Raw genomic sequence first — 13,670 nt, 5'->3', positions numbered from 1 at the left:
ATGCGGACCGGCCCCGGGCCCGCTCACGAGAACGTCGAGCAGGGACCGTTGACCGGCCCTCCTCAGCAGGTCGTGACGCAAAGGCGGGCCCTCTCCGGCGTAGGTGAGCTGTGCTCTCCTACTTCTTACGGTACGTCCTGAATGCCCGACTTCCAACTGCTTAAGACTGACCGAAAGGGGTCGTTCATATGGAGTTTCAGGAACCGTACCGGCGGTGCCGCGCGGCGTAGGAGCGGAGAGCCCGCAAGAAGTCGACCCTGCGGAAGTCAGGCCAGTAGGCCTCGCAGAAGTAGAATTCGGAGTGAGCGCTCTGCCAGAGCAGGAAGCCGGAGAGCCGCTGCTCTCCCGAGGTCCGGATGACCAGATCCGGGTCGGGCTGGCCGCGCGTGTAGAGATGCTCCGCGATGTGCTCGACATCGAGGACCTCGACAAGGTCCTCGATGCTCGCGCCCTTGCTCGCGTGCTCCTGGAGAAGGGAGCGCACCGCATCAGCGATCTCACGCCTTCCTCCATACCCAACAGCAACGTTCACAATCAAACCCGGACGATGTGATGTCGCTTCTTTTGCGTTTTTGAGGACACGAGCGGTGTGATCGGGCAGAAGATCGAGCGCCCCCATGGGCTTGATGTGCCACCCGTCGGCCACGAGCTCCTGGACCACGTCCTCGATGATCTTCATCAGGAGGTCCAGCTCGTCCTTGGAGCGGTTGATGTTGTCGCTCGACAGCAGCCACACGGTGACGACCTCGACACCGGCCTCGCGGCACCAGCCGAGCAGCTCCGAGATCTTGTCCGCGCCCTTGCGGTGCCCGCGGCTCACGTCGTCGATGCCCATCGAGCGCGCCCAGCGCCGGTTGCCGTCGACGATCACGCCGACGTGCCGGGGGGCCATCTCCTTCTGACGGGACAGTTTCGCCTCAAGCCGGCGTTCGTACAGCCGGTAGACGAGATCGCGCACGTCCACTGAAGCCCCTCCCTCAGCACCTGCCACGAATGGGCACTGACAGGCAATTATCGCCGCCCCGCGGACCCCTCGGCCCCCTCTACAGGGATCTGGCGGGCTTGCCCGGCTTGTGGGACCCCAGGCAGTCCTCGGCCTCCGCGAGGAGTGCCTCCACGAAAACGCCCAGCTCAGAGGATGTCAGAACGGCACGCATCCCCATCCCGCCGTCGCCCCACGCCTCCAGGAACGCCCTTCTGGTGAGCCGCCACTCTCCGCCGGGCCCGCGCCGCCCGGGGACCCAGACCGGGATGGTCCGCAGTTGGCAGCGGAGTTCGCCCCCGCCGACGACACCGTTCCTGGCTCGGTAACGAAAGGCGAACAGTTCCGTGTCGTCGGGAAAGCGGTCGTCGGGGTCGGGCCACCGCGCCTCGTGGCCCGCACGCGCCTCCGCGACCCCCCGCGCCAGCCGGGTGAGGAACCAGCCGCACCGCTCGCCCACCGTGCCGTACAGCGCGCCGTCGCGGTGCAGTTGCAGGGTGATCTCGTACGGCGTGCCGACACTGTCACGGCACGCCACCGGCGTAACGGTCAGATAAGAACCATCAAGACAACGCAGTCCCCCCACCTCAGAGAGGGTATCCCCGCCTCAGTCCGCCAAAACATGATCAACGCCATCCATGTCCCCGCCAGCCGGGCGGCTGCTGCCATTCGGCCCAGCCGTACCCGGACCGCCCGTCCTCAGCCTGGGACCGGCACAGCGTCCGGCCACGCCAGCACGGCAGGCCCCTGAGCGCCCGGCGTCGGCCTCGGACCGGCACAGGGCGCGGGAGCCGGGCGGGGACCCTCAGGAACTGCCCCCGCAACCGCCCCCGCCCCCGCAGCTGGAACCGGAGCCGGAGTCGGAGCCGCCGTCACCCCCGCCCCCGTAGAAGCCGTAGGAGGAGCTCGCCGAGGCTCCGGAGGCACCGGAACGGGAGGCGCGGCGGCGCTGGGCGGGAGAGGGCGGCGGGCCGCTCAGGGCCAGGGCCGCCGCCAGCCGCCCGTCCTCCAGCCGCTTCAGGCCGTGCAGGGCGACACCCAGGATGTTCAGCTCGTCACCGGCGACATGGCCACCGGCGCGGGGCGGCAGGGACCTGTCCTCGCGGTGGCGCAGGCGGTGGTGGGCCAGCGCGGTCTTCCCGGCCCGGTTGGGGTGGGTGGGGTCGGCCCGGCCGGAACCGGGGGCGTCGATCAGCGCCAGATCCCTCAACCGCGCGATCAGCATGGTCACCGCGGGCCCCCTGGACACCGCGCTCCTGACCTCCCAGACGGGCACGCCGCCCTCCTTCCCCCCGAGCAGGCCGAGGATCTCGGCCTGTATCGGCTGGGTCAGCACGCCGACCTGGCCGGACACCTGGGTCAGCCGCCCGTCTCGCCGCGCCCGGACCTGCCCTCCCACGGTCAGCGACGCCAGGGCGGTGTCGACCGCCCGGGACCGGCCGCCCGCGAGCAGCGCCAGCTCGTACGGCGTCAGCTCGGGCCCCTCGTAGACGCGCGAGGGGCGGACGGCCAGGCGCAGCGCGATCAGCACCGCCACCACCAGAAGAGCGAAACCCACCACGACGAGGATCTGTACGGTCTGCATGACGGCCTCCGGGATAGCGTCCCTGCGTGAGGTTCACTACCCAGTGGACGAACGGAGAGGACCGGAAGTTTCAACGGGGCCCGATCCGGCCGGTCTGTTGGGCAGAGTCCGGTTCGGCTCACTCGATTCGGCCACGCCCGATTCAGCGGAGCCCAGCTCGGTGAGGCCCGGTTCGGCAGCGCCCGATTCAGCGGAGCCCGGCTCGGCGGAGCCCGATCCGGTGAGGCCCGGCAGCGCTCGATTCAGCAGAGCCCGGTTCGGTGATGCCCGATCCGGTGCGCCCGATTCAGCGGAGTCCGGTTCGGCGGCGCCCGATCCGGTGCGCCCGGTTCAGCGGCGCCCGCCGAAGAGCCACCACCGGCCGGGCCCGGCGTCCGGCTCGGGGGCGGGCTCGGGGCGGGGCTCCTCCGGCAGCCGTCCCGCCGTGCGCAGGTGGTCGGCGAAGTCACTGGCGTCGGCGTGGGAGCCGCCCTGCGGCTTGGGGCGGCCTCGCGCGTACGCGTCGAACTCCCCGGCGAAACCGTCGCCGAGCAGCGCGGCCAGGTCGGGCCGCAGCCTGGCCACCGTCCTGCGCCGCTTGGAGATCAGGCTGGACTCCTGGATCCGCAGCCGCTCCCGGTCGAACCCCCGGGGCGCCTCCTCCCCGGCGACCAGGGCCGCCACCAGGGCCGCCTGGGCCCTGGCCAGCGCCTCACGCGCCGCGTCGTCAGACACGGGCCATCGCGCCGCGGATCCGGCCGAGCTCCCCCTCCAGGGCGCCGTCGCTGGGGTAGTCGTCGTCCCATTCGAGCAGCACACCGGGCGGATCGACCCGGGCGCACAGCTCGGAGAGGATGTCCAGCACGTCCTGCGGGACGTGGGCGGTGTGGGTGTCGTGCCACACCCCCTGGCGGGAGTGGCCCCCGGCGACGTGGACGTAGGCCAGCTCGGACAGCGGAAGGCCGTCCAGCGCGGCGGTGGCCGACAGGCCCAGGTTGACCTGGTTCGTGTAGAGGTTCGCCACGTCGATCAGGAGCCCGACGCCGGTCATCTCGACCAGCTCGCCGAGGAAGTCGGCCTCGGTCATCTCGTCCTCCGGCCAGCCGAACAGGGCCGCGACGTTCTCCAGGGCCAGCGGCACCGGAAGCGCCTCCTGCGCCCGCCGCACGTTCTCTGCGACGACGGAGAGCGCGGCCCGGGTGCGCGGGACGGGAAGCAGGTGCCCGGCCTCCATCCCGCCCGCCCGTACGAAGGCGAGGTGCTCGCTGACCAGCGGCGCGTCCAGGGCGCGGGCGCAGTCCGCCAGGTGCGCCAGCCGCCGGGGGTCGGGGGACTCGGCACCGCCGACGCCGAGCCCGACACCGTGCGGGATCACCGGCACCCCGCGGGCGCGGAGCACCCGCAACGACTCGGGGAGCCGGGCGGGGTTGACGTTCTCGGCGATGACCTCGACGAAGTCGACGCCCGGCAGCCGCTCCACGGTCAGGTCGATCTCGGGGCGCCAGCCGATGCCCACCCCCAGCGCCGGACGCTCAGCCGCCACCGGAAGCGCCCCCGCCCCGGCCCGCCACCACCGCGTCTCCGGCTTTCGCGGCGGCGGATCCGGCGGCCGTCAGCGCCGGGGCCGGGTGCCGCTCACCCACCGCAACCGCCACCGCCGCAACCTCCGCCGCAGCTGGACCCGCCACCGCCGTCACTCGATCCGCCACCGTCGCTCGACCCGCCGGAGTCGCCCCAGCCTCCAGAGCCGAAGGAAGCGCCGTCACCCGAGCTCGACCCGCCGCCACAGGCCCCGGCGCAGCTCGAAGCACTCGCGGTCTGGCGCTGGAGCTCCTCCTCCAGGCCGGGCTCGTTGAGCTCGCTCAGGCCGTACAGGGCGACGGGAATGCCGACGGCGAAGGCCAGATCGGGGCTGAGAGGGCGGGCGCCGCGCGCGTAGGTGCCGCGGGCCGAGACGAGCACCTGGTGACCGGCGTGGCTCAGGACGTCGCGCAGGGCCCGCTTCTGCCGCGAGTGGACGGTGAAACCACCGACCAGCGAGACCATGCCCACCAGCAGCGCGAAGGTGCCCAGCCCCCCGGTCGCCCCGGCGAGCAGGATGCCCGCCACGACGACCACCTCGATGAGCGAGGCGATCTGGAGGCGGCTCAGCAGCGCCTGCGCGTGGTCGAGCGCGCCCTCGGGCACGAGCAGGCCGAGCCCCAGCAGCCGGTAGCGCAGGCCGTCGACGCTCTGCCCCTCGGCCACCGCGCGGCGGACCTCATCCACGGGGGCCGAGCCTCCGCGCCGGTGAAGCGCCTCCATGACGGCGTACTCGATCGGGTCGGGAGACGGCCTGGCCCCGGCGACCAGGCTGGCCTGGCCGCCTCGCGAGACCCGGATCGCCCCGGCCCTGGCCAGCAGGCCGAGCGCGGTGTTGATCACGCGGCGCGGCCCTCCGGAGAGATAGGCGAGCTCGTACGGGTTCGGTGGCCCGCCGTAGTGGCCGACCATGGCCGAGCGAACCCGGCGGTGCTCGCGGCGCACCGCCAGGGCCGTGGAGAGGATGACCAGGCCGACGACACAGGCGATGACGAACAGCGAGAACTCCATGTCCGCCTCCTCGGGGGGAAGGTGAGCCACGGGAGTGATGTCCCGTGTACCCAGGTATAGACGCGCACAGCCTGGCAGAAGTTTTACCCGACTTCGACGGCGCCCCGGTGATATGTCGGTCACCAGGGAAAACACGGGTCCCCAGCCCGGACAGGACCGAGGACGGCACCCCGTCCGCGCCGTTCCCGCCCTCTGGGGGCCCAGAGGTGGAGGGCCCAGAGGACACCCATCCCGGACGGCATCCGGACGGCGTGCGGCCAACCCGCCCGAGGCGCCCTCGGGCGCGAGCGGACGAACCCGGCCGGGCGAATCCCCGTCCAGGCGAACGAACCCGGGCGCTCGGCCCCGGCTGGACGGGGTCCCCCAGGGCGAACACCTCGGACACCCAACCCGGGCGAACGACCTCGGGCACCCGGCCCGGATCCGGCCGGGCGAGACCGGCCCAGGCGGGCGCCTCGGGCGCGGGCGGGCGGGTCCCGGCGCTCAGGCTGACGCTCAGCCCGGATCCGGCCGGGTGGCACCCGCACAGGCAGACGCCTCGGGCGGGGGCCACAGGCCCCGTTCAGCCCCGGGTGGCTCAGCCCAGGCGGGCGACGAGGGCCTCGTGCTCCTCCCAGAGCTCTCCGGGCAAATGGTCGCCGAAGGTCTGGAAGAAGGCGGGCATGAGCGACGCCTCCTGCCTCCAGATCTCCGTGTCGACGCTCAGCAGCGTCCGCATGTCCTCGTCGGAGACGTCGAGGCCCTCGGTGTCGAGTTTGGCGGGAAGCAGGCCGATGGGGGTCCGTACCGCCTCCGCCCGGCCGTTGAGGCGGTCGACGATCCACTTGAGCACGCGGGTGTTCTCTCCGAAGCCCGGCCAGACGAATTTGCCCTCGTCGTCCTTGCGGAACCAGTTCACGTAGTAGACGCGCGGCAGCCGCGCGTTCTCACGCCGGCCGATCCTGAGCCAGTGGGCGAAGTAGTCGCCCATGTTGTAACCGCAGAAGGGCAGCATCGCGAACGGGTCGCGGCGCAGCTCGCCGACCTTGCCCTCGGCGGCGGCGGTCTTCTCCGAGGCGATGTTGGCCCCCACGAAGACCCCGTGCTGCCAGCTGAACGACTCCGTCACCAGCGGAACCGCGCTGGCCCGGCGCCCGCCGAACAGGATCGCGGAGATCGGCACGCCCTCGGGGTCCTGCCACTCGGGGGCGATCGTCGGGCACTGCGCGGCCGGGACCGTGAAGCGGGCGTTGGGGTGCGCGGCGGGCTCGCCGGAGCCGGGCGTCCAGTCGCGGCCCTTCCAGTCGGTCAGGTGCGCCGGGGGCCGGTCGGTGAGGCCCTCCCACCACACGTCGCCGTCGTCGGTGAGGGCGACGTTGGTGAAGATGCTGTTGCCCCAGAGCGTCCTGACCGCGTTGGCGTTGGTGGACTCGCCGGTTCCGGGGGCGACGCCGAAGAAACCGGCCTCGGGGTTGATCGCGCGCAGCCGCCCGTCGTCGCCGAAGCGCATCCAGGCGATGTCGTCGCCGATCGTCTCGACCTTCCAGCCGGGCAGCGTCGGCTGGAGCATGGCGAGGTTCGTCTTCCCGCAGGCGCTCGGGAAGGCCGCCGCGACGTAGCGCGTCTCCCCCTCGGGTGGGGTGATCTTGAGGATGAGCATGTGCTCGGCCAGCCAGCCCTCGTCGCGGGCCATCGTGCTGGCGATGCGCAGGGCGTAGCACTTCTTGCCGAGCAGGGCGTTGCCGCCGTACCCGGAACCGTAGGACCAGATCTCGCGGGTCTCGGGGAAGTGGCTGATGTACTTGGTGGGGTTGCACGGCCACGGCACGTCGTCCTGGCCGGGCTCCAGCGGGGCGCCGACCGAGTGCACGGCCTTGACGTAGCCGCCGCGCTCCTCGATGAGCCGCAGGGCGTCGTCGCCCATGCGGGTCATGACGCGCATGGACACGACCACGTACGGCGAGTCGGTGATCTCCACGCCGAGCTGGGAGATCTCGCCGCCCAGGGGCCCCATGCAGAACGGCACCACGTACATCGTCCGGCCGCGCATGCTGCCCTCGAAGATCTCTCCGAAGGTACGGCGCATCTCGGCGGGGGCGATCCAGTTGTTGGTCGGCCCCGCGTCCTCCTCACGCTCGGAACAGATGTAGGTCCGGTCCTCGACCCTCGCGACGTCGCTGGGGTCGGAGGCCGCGTGGAAGCTGTTCTGCCGCTTGGCCAGACGCGTGAACGTGCCCTGCTCGACCAGCAGGTTCGTCAGGCGGGTCCATTCGGCCTCGGAGCCGTCGCACCATTCGATCCGGTCCGGCCGAGTCAGCTCGGCGATCTCGTTGACCCACCCGGCGAGCTCCTCGTGGCTGGTCGGGCTGACGGCGGTGACATCTACGGTAACGGACACTACTGGGGCTCCTTTACACTTCTCGGGGCCAAAACATCATTAACGACCGGGACGCGCTCAATCCAATTGGCGTAGACCAGTGAATTCGCGCGATCACCGCGTCACGACGCTCCGGTCCCGACGTCTCCGGCGGCGTATGGCCTGGCAGGAAACGCAAGGTTTTGAAACCCCTACCCAAAAGAAGTGACTCTAAAAAAAGCCGTTCCAGCAGTGGTATAGGCCAATGAGAAAGGTCTAAACCAATCCGCGAACAGGTTCAGACCAATTTTCTGACCATTTCCGCTGCCCAGGATCAGGAATTGACGTCCGGGCCGGCCGCCCGCACGCGGTCGACGTGCTGGAGCGCGTCCCGCAGATCGGCCAGCCAGGTGTCGGTGTGGTTGCCCACGAGGCGCACGCACCAGGCGAGCGCGTCACTGCGGCTGCGGGCCACCCCGGCGGCGACGAGGGTGTCGAGCACCTGACGCTCCGACTGCTTGAGCCGGGTCATGACGGGCACCGAGAGTGTGGTGAACATCACTGTCTCGTCACCGACGGCGACCCCCCAGGAGACCTTCCTGCGGAAGCGGTGCTCGGCCTCCAGCGCGATCTCGACGCGCCGCTCCCTGGTCTCCTCGCGGAACCGCAGGATGCCGCCCTCCATGGCGGCGGAGCGCTCAGCCTCCGAGACGTCGCCGCCGAGCGCGGGAGCCCGGAGCCTGCCGACCACCGCGATCTCCTCACGGTCGAGCACGATCTCCACCGCGCCGTCGAACCACTCCTCGGGCAGCCTTCCGGAGAACCAGCCGCGCAGCTTCTTCACTGCTTCATCGTTTTCCATGTAATTTATATTACAACGCTTCGCTGAACGAAGCCAGCAACGAGCCGGAACGCCCCGGAGCCGGAGGGAGGCCCACGGGCGACGAACCCTCTCCGCGTACGGAGCCGAGGACGGCCCCGGCCGGGTTTCTTCGAAGAGAGTGGAGGAAGGCGTTCGCGACGGTGCCGACGGGACCTCCCGGACGCGAGAATCAGCGCATGATCTCACCGCCGCGCCCCGGAGAACCGGGCCCCGAAAGATCACGCCCCGAAGGACCGCGAGCAGAAGGGCCACGCTCCGAAGGAGCGTCCCCGCGGGGACCGCACCCGGAAGGGCTGCGCGAGCGCAAGAAGGCGAAGACCCGCTGGGCGATCCAGGAGCACGCGCTACGACTGTTCGCCGAACAGGGCTACGAGGCGACGACCGTCGAGCAGATCGCCGACGCCGCCGAGGTCTCACCGAGCACGTTCTTCCGCTACTTCCCCGCCAAGGAGGACGTGGTCGTGCGGAACGAGTACGACGCGCTGATCGTCTCCGCCCTGCGCGGGATCACCCCGGGCACGGCCCCCGTCGACGCGTTCCGGCAGGCCGTACGGGTGACGCTCCAGGACTTCGGCCCCGGGGACTTCGCGCGGGCCGCCGCCGAGGCCAGGCTCATCCTGTCCGTGCCCGCGCTGCGGGCCAGGCAGCTCCAGGCCGCCGCCGGGACGCACGCGGCGATGTGCGCGGAGATCGCCTCCCGCACCGGCCGCGACCCCCGCGACCTCGCCGTGGAGACCTTCGCCGCCGCGCTGATCGGCGTCATGCTCCCCGCCGTCGGCCGCTGGGCCGCGAACCCCTCGGAGAGCCTGCCCGACCTCCTCGACGCGGCCCTCGCCCAGCTCGCCGCGGGCCTCCCGCTCCCCGGAACACCGTAGAAACCCCGGAACACCGTAGAACCCCGGAGGAACGGGACCCCGGCTAGCGGACCCGGGCGGCGACCCCCGGGCTGATCCGTACGACCCCGGCGAAGTTGCGGGTGGTGACGGGGACGAGCTTGACCACGTCGCCGGTCCTGGGGGCGTGCAGCATCTTGCCGTCCCCCCAGTAGATGGCCACGTGCGAGACGTAGCCGGGGTTGGTGGGGTCGTGCCGCCAGAACAGCAGGTCACCGGGCTGCGCCTGCGCGAGCGGGATCTGGGGGCCGGAGACGAACTGCTGGTGCGTCACCCGGGGCACCTTGATCCCCGCCTGCGCGTACGCCCACTGGACCAGGCCCGAGCAGTCGAAGCTGTCCGGCCCCTCGGCACCCCACACGTACGGGCGGCCGAGCTTGCCGATCGCGGCGGTGAGGGCGGTCGTGACCTGGGAGGCGCTCATGAAGGAGCTCGCGGACCAGCTCGTGGGTTTGCCCGCGGTCTCGCCGGTGGTCTTGGTGGGGGCCGTCAGCACCGGGTTGATCAACGCGACCTGCGCCCCCTTGGGCAGGACGCGCAGGAGGGTGAGGCGCAGCTTCGCGGAGTCGGTCTTCGGCGCGCTCACCACGAGCGCGTTGTTCTCCGGGATGCCCAGCGCGCGGGCGGTCGGCCGGGAGACCACGGCGTCGATCGCGCCCATGCCCATCGTCGCGTAGGCGCCGACGCGCAGGTGGCGCCCGGCGGTGGTGAAGCTCTTGCCCAGCGGCATGCCACCGTCGTTGCCCAGGACGAAGGAGACGGCGACCTCCCCCGCCGAGACGTTCCGCCAGAGCCTGTCGGAGCGCGCGGTCGGTTTGGGGGTGTACGCGCGGAACGTCGAGGGGTTCACCCCGAGCGTCTGCACCGGTTTGCCGTCCAGGATCACCTCGGCGGCGTCGGCGCGCTCGACCGCCCGTACCCCGGAGAGCTGGGCGATCCTGGCGACCACGGTCGCGCCGAGCGGCCTGTTCGCGACGACGAACAGGTGCGGCTGCCGCATCGAGGTGAGCGGCGCCACCGGCTCCGGCGCGCTCCCGCCCTGGGTGGGCTTCGCCACCTGGGTCGGCACGGTGGCGACGGACTTGCGCATCGTCACCGTCTCCGCGTCCGTGTCCGTCTCGGCCTTCGGCATCTGGCTGAAGACCATCAGGCCGGTGGCCAGCATGCCGACGAGCAGAACGGCCAGGATCGGGACGGCCCGCCGCATCAGGCGGGCGGTGCGGTAGCTGTAGCGGAGACGGGGGCGGTAGGCGAGGTCCTGCCGGGCTTCCCGGATCAGGTCGGAGACACGTGGCCGCCGCTCGAACACGACATCTCCCCTTCCCCACGGACTCCAGCCCTACGAGGGTGCCGTAGACCGTCCCACGATGCACGTGAACCCACTGAAAAGCGCCCTATCTGCAATGCGACCGCAAGACTTACGAAACCCTGCCAAATCCTCCGACATACGGCAATCCGCCGGGACGCCCGTCCCGGCGGATCAGCGAATGGATCGGAGTATGGGGAGGTCAGTTGCCGATGTACGGCACGGCCTCAAGGATCTCGACCGTGTTGGAACGGCCGTTCGGCATCGTGTAGGTCGCCTTCTCACCGATCTTCTTGCCGTTGATCGCCGCGCCGAGCGGCGACTTGGGCGAGTAGACGTCGATCGGGGCGCCGCTCTCCTCCCGCGAGGCCAGCAGGAACGCGACCTCCTCGTCGTCACCCTCGAAGCGGACGGTGACCGTCATGCCGGGGCCGACCACGCCCTCTGTGCGGGGCGCCTCGCCGACCCTCGCGGTGTCCAGGATCTGGTGAAGGTGGAAGATGCGGGCCTCCATCTTGCCCTGCTCGTCCTTGGCGGCGTGGTAGCCGCCGTTCTCCTTCAGGTCGCCCTCTTCGCGTGCCGCCTCGATCTTCTTGGCGATGTCGACGCGCCCGGGCCCCGAGAGGTGCTCGTACTCAGCCTTCAGGCGGTCGTACGCCTCCTGAGTGAGCCAGGTGACGCTCTCGATGCGGGAGTCGGCCACGGGATCTCCTTGCTTCCTCGGGGGCTTCGTGCTTGGTGCTTGGGGGGTTGCGGTCGGTCGAATTTCGAAAGGCTAACAAGTTAACCCCTCGACCGCCTCCCCAAATGTCTCACTATACGAGATAGCAGTACTGGACATGGCCGGAAGTGGCTGGAGCACTGGTCTCTAGCCGTTCGGTAAGCCGAACATACCCCTCACCAGCCGGAATATTGACCTCCTTGCTGCCGACCTCGACGTGGCTGACATCGGTGGCCCGCAGGCGGCAGAGCGCCGCGCGATCGGATGGTTTGACCACTTCGAAGGTGATCTGCAGAGAATCGCCGCGAGTGGCGTCGAACGCGATGACCTGGTCGATGACCTCCGTGTTGCCCTTGGCCGCCCACATCACGTAGCCCCAACCCCCGGCGCACACGGCGCAGAGGATCGCGATCACGACGTGCACGACGAAGCGCCCCCTGCGCTCCGGGCGGTCGGGAAAGTCGCCCGGGGTGCCGAGGACGGGACCGTCCTGACGGCCCTTCTCGGCTTCGCTGGTGGCCATGACGGAATCTCCCTGCACTACCTCGGTGTTATCCGAGACAATTGTCCCCTGCGAGGGCCTCGCCCTCGCGACCGCCCAAGAGAAACTAACCTCTCCCTAGAGTGACGTAAGCCGAGGGCGCGCGGGACAACACGTCGAGCGGAGCGGAACATCCGGCCAGGCAGGCCGTCCGCGACGCGGCCGACGACGATCCGAAGCGCGACCGACATAAGGAGACACCGAGCCCGTGAGTGCACCGCTCAGGCTAATGGCCGTTCACGCGCACCCCGACGACGAGTCGAGCAAGGGCGCCGCCACCATGGCGCGCTACGTGGCGGAGGGCGTGGACGTGCTGGTCTGTACGCTCACCGGAGGCGAGCGCGGGTCGATTCTGAACCCCAAGATGGATCGCCCGGAGATCCTTGAGAACATCGGCGAGGTCCGGCGCCTGGAGATGGAGCGCGCCCGCGAGATCCTCGGCGTGCGGCAGCGCTTCATGGGGTTCGTCGACTCCGGCCTGCCCGAGGACGAGAGCGAGCCGCTGCCCCAGGGCTGCTTCGCCCTGCAGCCGCTGGAGATCGCCTCGGCGCCGCTGGTGGCGGCCGTCCGCGAGTTCAGGCCGCACGTGATCCTGACCTACGACGACGACGGCGGCTACCCGCACCCCGACCACATCATGACCAACCGCGTCTCGGTCGAGGCCTTCGAGGCGGCCGGAGACCCCGACCGCTACCCGGGCACCGGCGAGCCCTGGCAGCCCCTGAAGCTCTACTACCACATGGGCTTCACCAAGGACCGGTTCGAGGCGCTGCACGAGGCGATGAACGACCGTGGCATCGGCTCCCCGTACGCCGAGTGGATCTCCCGCTGGGAGGACCGCCCGCAGAAGTGGCCGGTGACCACCCGGATCCCCTGCGGCGACTACTTCGAGCTCCGCGACGAGGCGCTGCTCGCGCACGCCACGCAGGTCGACCCGGACGGTTTCTGGTTCGTCTGCCCGCGCGACCTGCAGCGTGAGGTCTGGCCGACCGAGGACTACCACCTGGCCCGATCGCTCGTGGACGTCGAGACTCCCGAGGACGACCTGTTCACGGGCGTCCACACGGAGGTCCCGGCGGACACCGTCTCGCACGCCTGCCACTGACACGACCGTGGGGTGACGGTGGCAAACTTGACATGTGATTGCATTTGACACCGTCACCAAGGGTGACGTCAGCCCGGGCCTCCTGGGTTTCCTCGTCGTGGCCGCCATGGGGTTCGCCCTCTACCTGCTGGTCAAGTCGATGAGGAAGCAGATCTCCAGGATCGAGGTCCCCTCGGAGGCCGAGCTGAGGGAGCGGAAGGACACGACCACCACTCCCACCGCTCCCACCACGACGACGCCGACCGCTCCCTAGCCCCACCGGCCTCGCGTACTCCCCCGGCCCGCCCGGGGGCGATCGCCCATATCGCCGGACCCACGGCCCCGACCGGCCACCGCGCGACACGCGCGGGGACGGAACCGGCCGGGCCGAAACCCCGAGAACGAGCGAGGACGAGCATGGCCGACGCCACCGACGACATCGAGGTCTCCGACAATCCCGGAGCCTCCCGCTTCGAGATCCTGCTGAACGGCGAGATCGCCGGATTCGCCGCGTACCGCCTGCGCGCCGGGAAGATCATCTTCACCCACACCGAGATCCTCCCCGAGCACGAGGGCAAGGGCCTGGGGGGCAGGCTGGCCTCCGCGGCCCTCGACGCGAGCCGCTCGTCCGGCCGGTCGGTCGTGCCGCTCTGCCCGTTCGTCGCCCGCTACATCCGGCGCCACGCCGAATACCGGGATCTGGTGCCCGAGGGCTATCTCGACCTCCTCGACGAGGAGGCCTGACCCGGCCTCCCAGGCCGTACGGGGA

Annotated in this window: 15 protein-coding genes and 1 pseudogene; 5 read left to right on the top strand and 11 right to left on the bottom strand. The window is 70.5% G+C overall.

Features of this window, described 5'->3' with window-relative positions:
• Positions 1–196 precede the first annotated feature (196 nt).
• From ACW9TB_RS15840 to ACW9TB_RS15830, 3 genes are all read right to left on the bottom strand, one after another.
• Entirely contained in the window at positions 197–964 is a 768-nt protein-coding gene (locus ACW9TB_RS15840; protein WP_472748781.1) for an isoprenyl transferase, read from the bottom strand.
• A 79-nt stretch (positions 965–1,043) separates the two neighbouring features.
• A complete protein-coding gene (locus ACW9TB_RS15835) occupies positions 1,044–1,520 on the bottom strand; it encodes a hypothetical protein (RefSeq protein ID WP_472748780.1) in 477 nt (158 codons plus the stop codon).
• A gap of 267 nt (positions 1,521–1,787) precedes the next feature.
• Complete coding sequence (locus ACW9TB_RS15830; RefSeq protein WP_472748779.1) at positions 1,788–2,567, bottom strand: TIGR04222 domain-containing membrane protein; 780 nt, start codon at positions 2,565–2,567, stop codon at positions 1,788–1,790.
• Positions 2,568–2,705: 138 nt separating this feature from the next.
• Between ACW9TB_RS15830 and ACW9TB_RS15825 the strand changes: the two are divergent.
• Positions 2,706–2,831, top strand: a pseudogene (locus ACW9TB_RS15825) (hypothetical protein); the annotation flags it as partial.
• 66 nt (positions 2,832–2,897) lie between these two features.
• On the opposite strand, the gene ACW9TB_RS15820 reads toward ACW9TB_RS15825, so the two are convergent.
• From ACW9TB_RS15820 to ACW9TB_RS15800, 5 genes are all read right to left on the bottom strand, one after another.
• Positions 2,898–3,281: an SCO6045 C-terminal-like domain-containing protein gene (locus ACW9TB_RS15820; RefSeq protein ID WP_472748778.1), complete on the bottom strand. Its 384-nt coding sequence runs from the start codon at positions 3,279–3,281 to the stop codon at positions 2,898–2,900.
• Entirely contained in the window at positions 3,274–4,089 is an 816-nt protein-coding gene (locus tag ACW9TB_RS15815) for an MbnB/TglH/ChrH family RiPP precursor modification enzyme (RefSeq protein ID WP_472748777.1), read from the bottom strand. Before ACW9TB_RS15815 ends, ACW9TB_RS15820 begins: the two co-directional genes overlap by 8 nt.
• Positions 4,090–4,181: 92 nt before the next feature.
• Positions 4,182–5,138, bottom strand: coding sequence for a TIGR04222 domain-containing membrane protein (locus tag ACW9TB_RS15810; protein ID WP_472748776.1), 957 nt, complete (start codon positions 5,136–5,138; stop codon positions 4,182–4,184).
• 577 nt (positions 5,139–5,715) lie between these two features.
• On the bottom strand, positions 5,716–7,515 hold the full coding sequence (locus tag ACW9TB_RS15805; RefSeq protein WP_472748775.1) for a phosphoenolpyruvate carboxykinase (GTP): 1,800 nt from the start codon (positions 7,513–7,515) through the stop codon (positions 5,716–5,718).
• 292 nt (positions 7,516–7,807) lie between these two features.
• A complete protein-coding gene (locus ACW9TB_RS15800) occupies positions 7,808–8,335 on the bottom strand; it encodes a hypothetical protein (protein WP_472748774.1) in 528 nt (175 codons plus the stop codon).
• Between the two features lie 197 nt (positions 8,336–8,532).
• Between ACW9TB_RS15800 and ACW9TB_RS15795 the strand changes: the two genes are divergently transcribed.
• Entirely contained in the window at positions 8,533–9,231 is a 699-nt protein-coding gene (locus ACW9TB_RS15795; protein WP_472748773.1) for an acyl-CoA-like ligand-binding transcription factor, read from the top strand.
• Between the two features lie 43 nt (positions 9,232–9,274).
• On the opposite strand, the gene ACW9TB_RS15790 is transcribed toward ACW9TB_RS15795, so the two are convergent.
• The 3 genes from ACW9TB_RS15790 to ACW9TB_RS15780 all read right to left on the bottom strand — a co-directional run bounded on the left by ACW9TB_RS15790 (position 9,275) and on the right by ACW9TB_RS15780 (position 11,799).
• Positions 9,275–10,558, bottom strand: coding sequence for a C40 family peptidase (locus ACW9TB_RS15790; RefSeq protein WP_472748772.1), 1,284 nt, complete (start codon positions 10,556–10,558; stop codon positions 9,275–9,277).
• Positions 10,559–10,757: 199 nt separating this feature from the next.
• Positions 10,758–11,258: a transcription elongation factor GreA gene (gene greA / locus ACW9TB_RS15785; protein ID WP_472748771.1), complete on the bottom strand. Its 501-nt coding sequence runs from the start codon at positions 11,256–11,258 to the stop codon at positions 10,758–10,760.
• Between the two features lie 112 nt (positions 11,259–11,370).
• The gene (locus ACW9TB_RS15780) at positions 11,371–11,799 is read right to left on the bottom strand and encodes a DUF4307 domain-containing protein (protein ID WP_472748770.1); all 429 of its coding nucleotides are present in this window, start codon (positions 11,797–11,799) and stop codon (positions 11,371–11,373) included.
• A gap of 226 nt (positions 11,800–12,025) precedes the next feature.
• On the opposite strand from ACW9TB_RS15780, the gene mca reads away from it, so the two are divergent.
• From mca to ACW9TB_RS15765, 3 genes are all read left to right on the top strand, one after another.
• Complete coding sequence (gene mca, locus ACW9TB_RS15775) at positions 12,026–12,922, top strand: mycothiol conjugate amidase Mca (protein ID WP_472748769.1); 897 nt, start codon at positions 12,026–12,028, stop codon at positions 12,920–12,922.
• A 34-nt stretch (positions 12,923–12,956) separates the two neighbouring features.
• Positions 12,957–13,175: a hypothetical protein gene (locus ACW9TB_RS15770; RefSeq protein ID WP_472748768.1), complete on the top strand. Its 219-nt coding sequence runs from the start codon at positions 12,957–12,959 to the stop codon at positions 13,173–13,175.
• Positions 13,176–13,318: 143 nt separating this feature from the next.
• Positions 13,319–13,645: a GNAT family N-acetyltransferase gene (locus ACW9TB_RS15765; RefSeq protein WP_472748767.1), complete on the top strand. Its 327-nt coding sequence runs from the start codon at positions 13,319–13,321 to the stop codon at positions 13,643–13,645.
• Positions 13,646–13,670 lie beyond the last annotated feature (25 nt).

It is taken from the genome of Streptosporangium sp. H13245 (assembly GCF_055690525.1).
The sequence above is the reverse complement of the archived record's forward strand: the minus strand, read 5'-3'. Positions and strand labels throughout refer to the sequence as shown.

Coding starts and splice junctions, on each gene's coding strand:
- ACW9TB_RS15765 (WP_472748767.1), top strand. CDS start 13,319: ATGGCCGACGCCACCGACGACATCGAGGTCTCCGACAATCCCGGAGCC.
- ACW9TB_RS15780 (WP_472748770.1), bottom strand. CDS start 11,799: ATGGCCACCAGCGAAGCCGAGAAGGGCCGTCAGGACGGTCCCGTCCTC.
- ACW9TB_RS15795 (WP_472748773.1), top strand. CDS start 8,533: ATGATCTCACCGCCGCGCCCCGGAGAACCGGGCCCCGAAAGATCACGC.
- ACW9TB_RS15800 (WP_472748774.1), bottom strand. CDS start 8,335: ATGGAAAACGATGAAGCAGTGAAGAAGCTGCGCGGCTGGTTCTCCGGA.
- ACW9TB_RS15810 (WP_472748776.1), bottom strand. CDS start 5,138: ATGGAGTTCTCGCTGTTCGTCATCGCCTGTGTCGTCGGCCTGGTCATC.
- ACW9TB_RS15830 (WP_472748779.1), bottom strand. CDS start 2,567: ATGCAGACCGTACAGATCCTCGTCGTGGTGGGTTTCGCTCTTCTGGTG.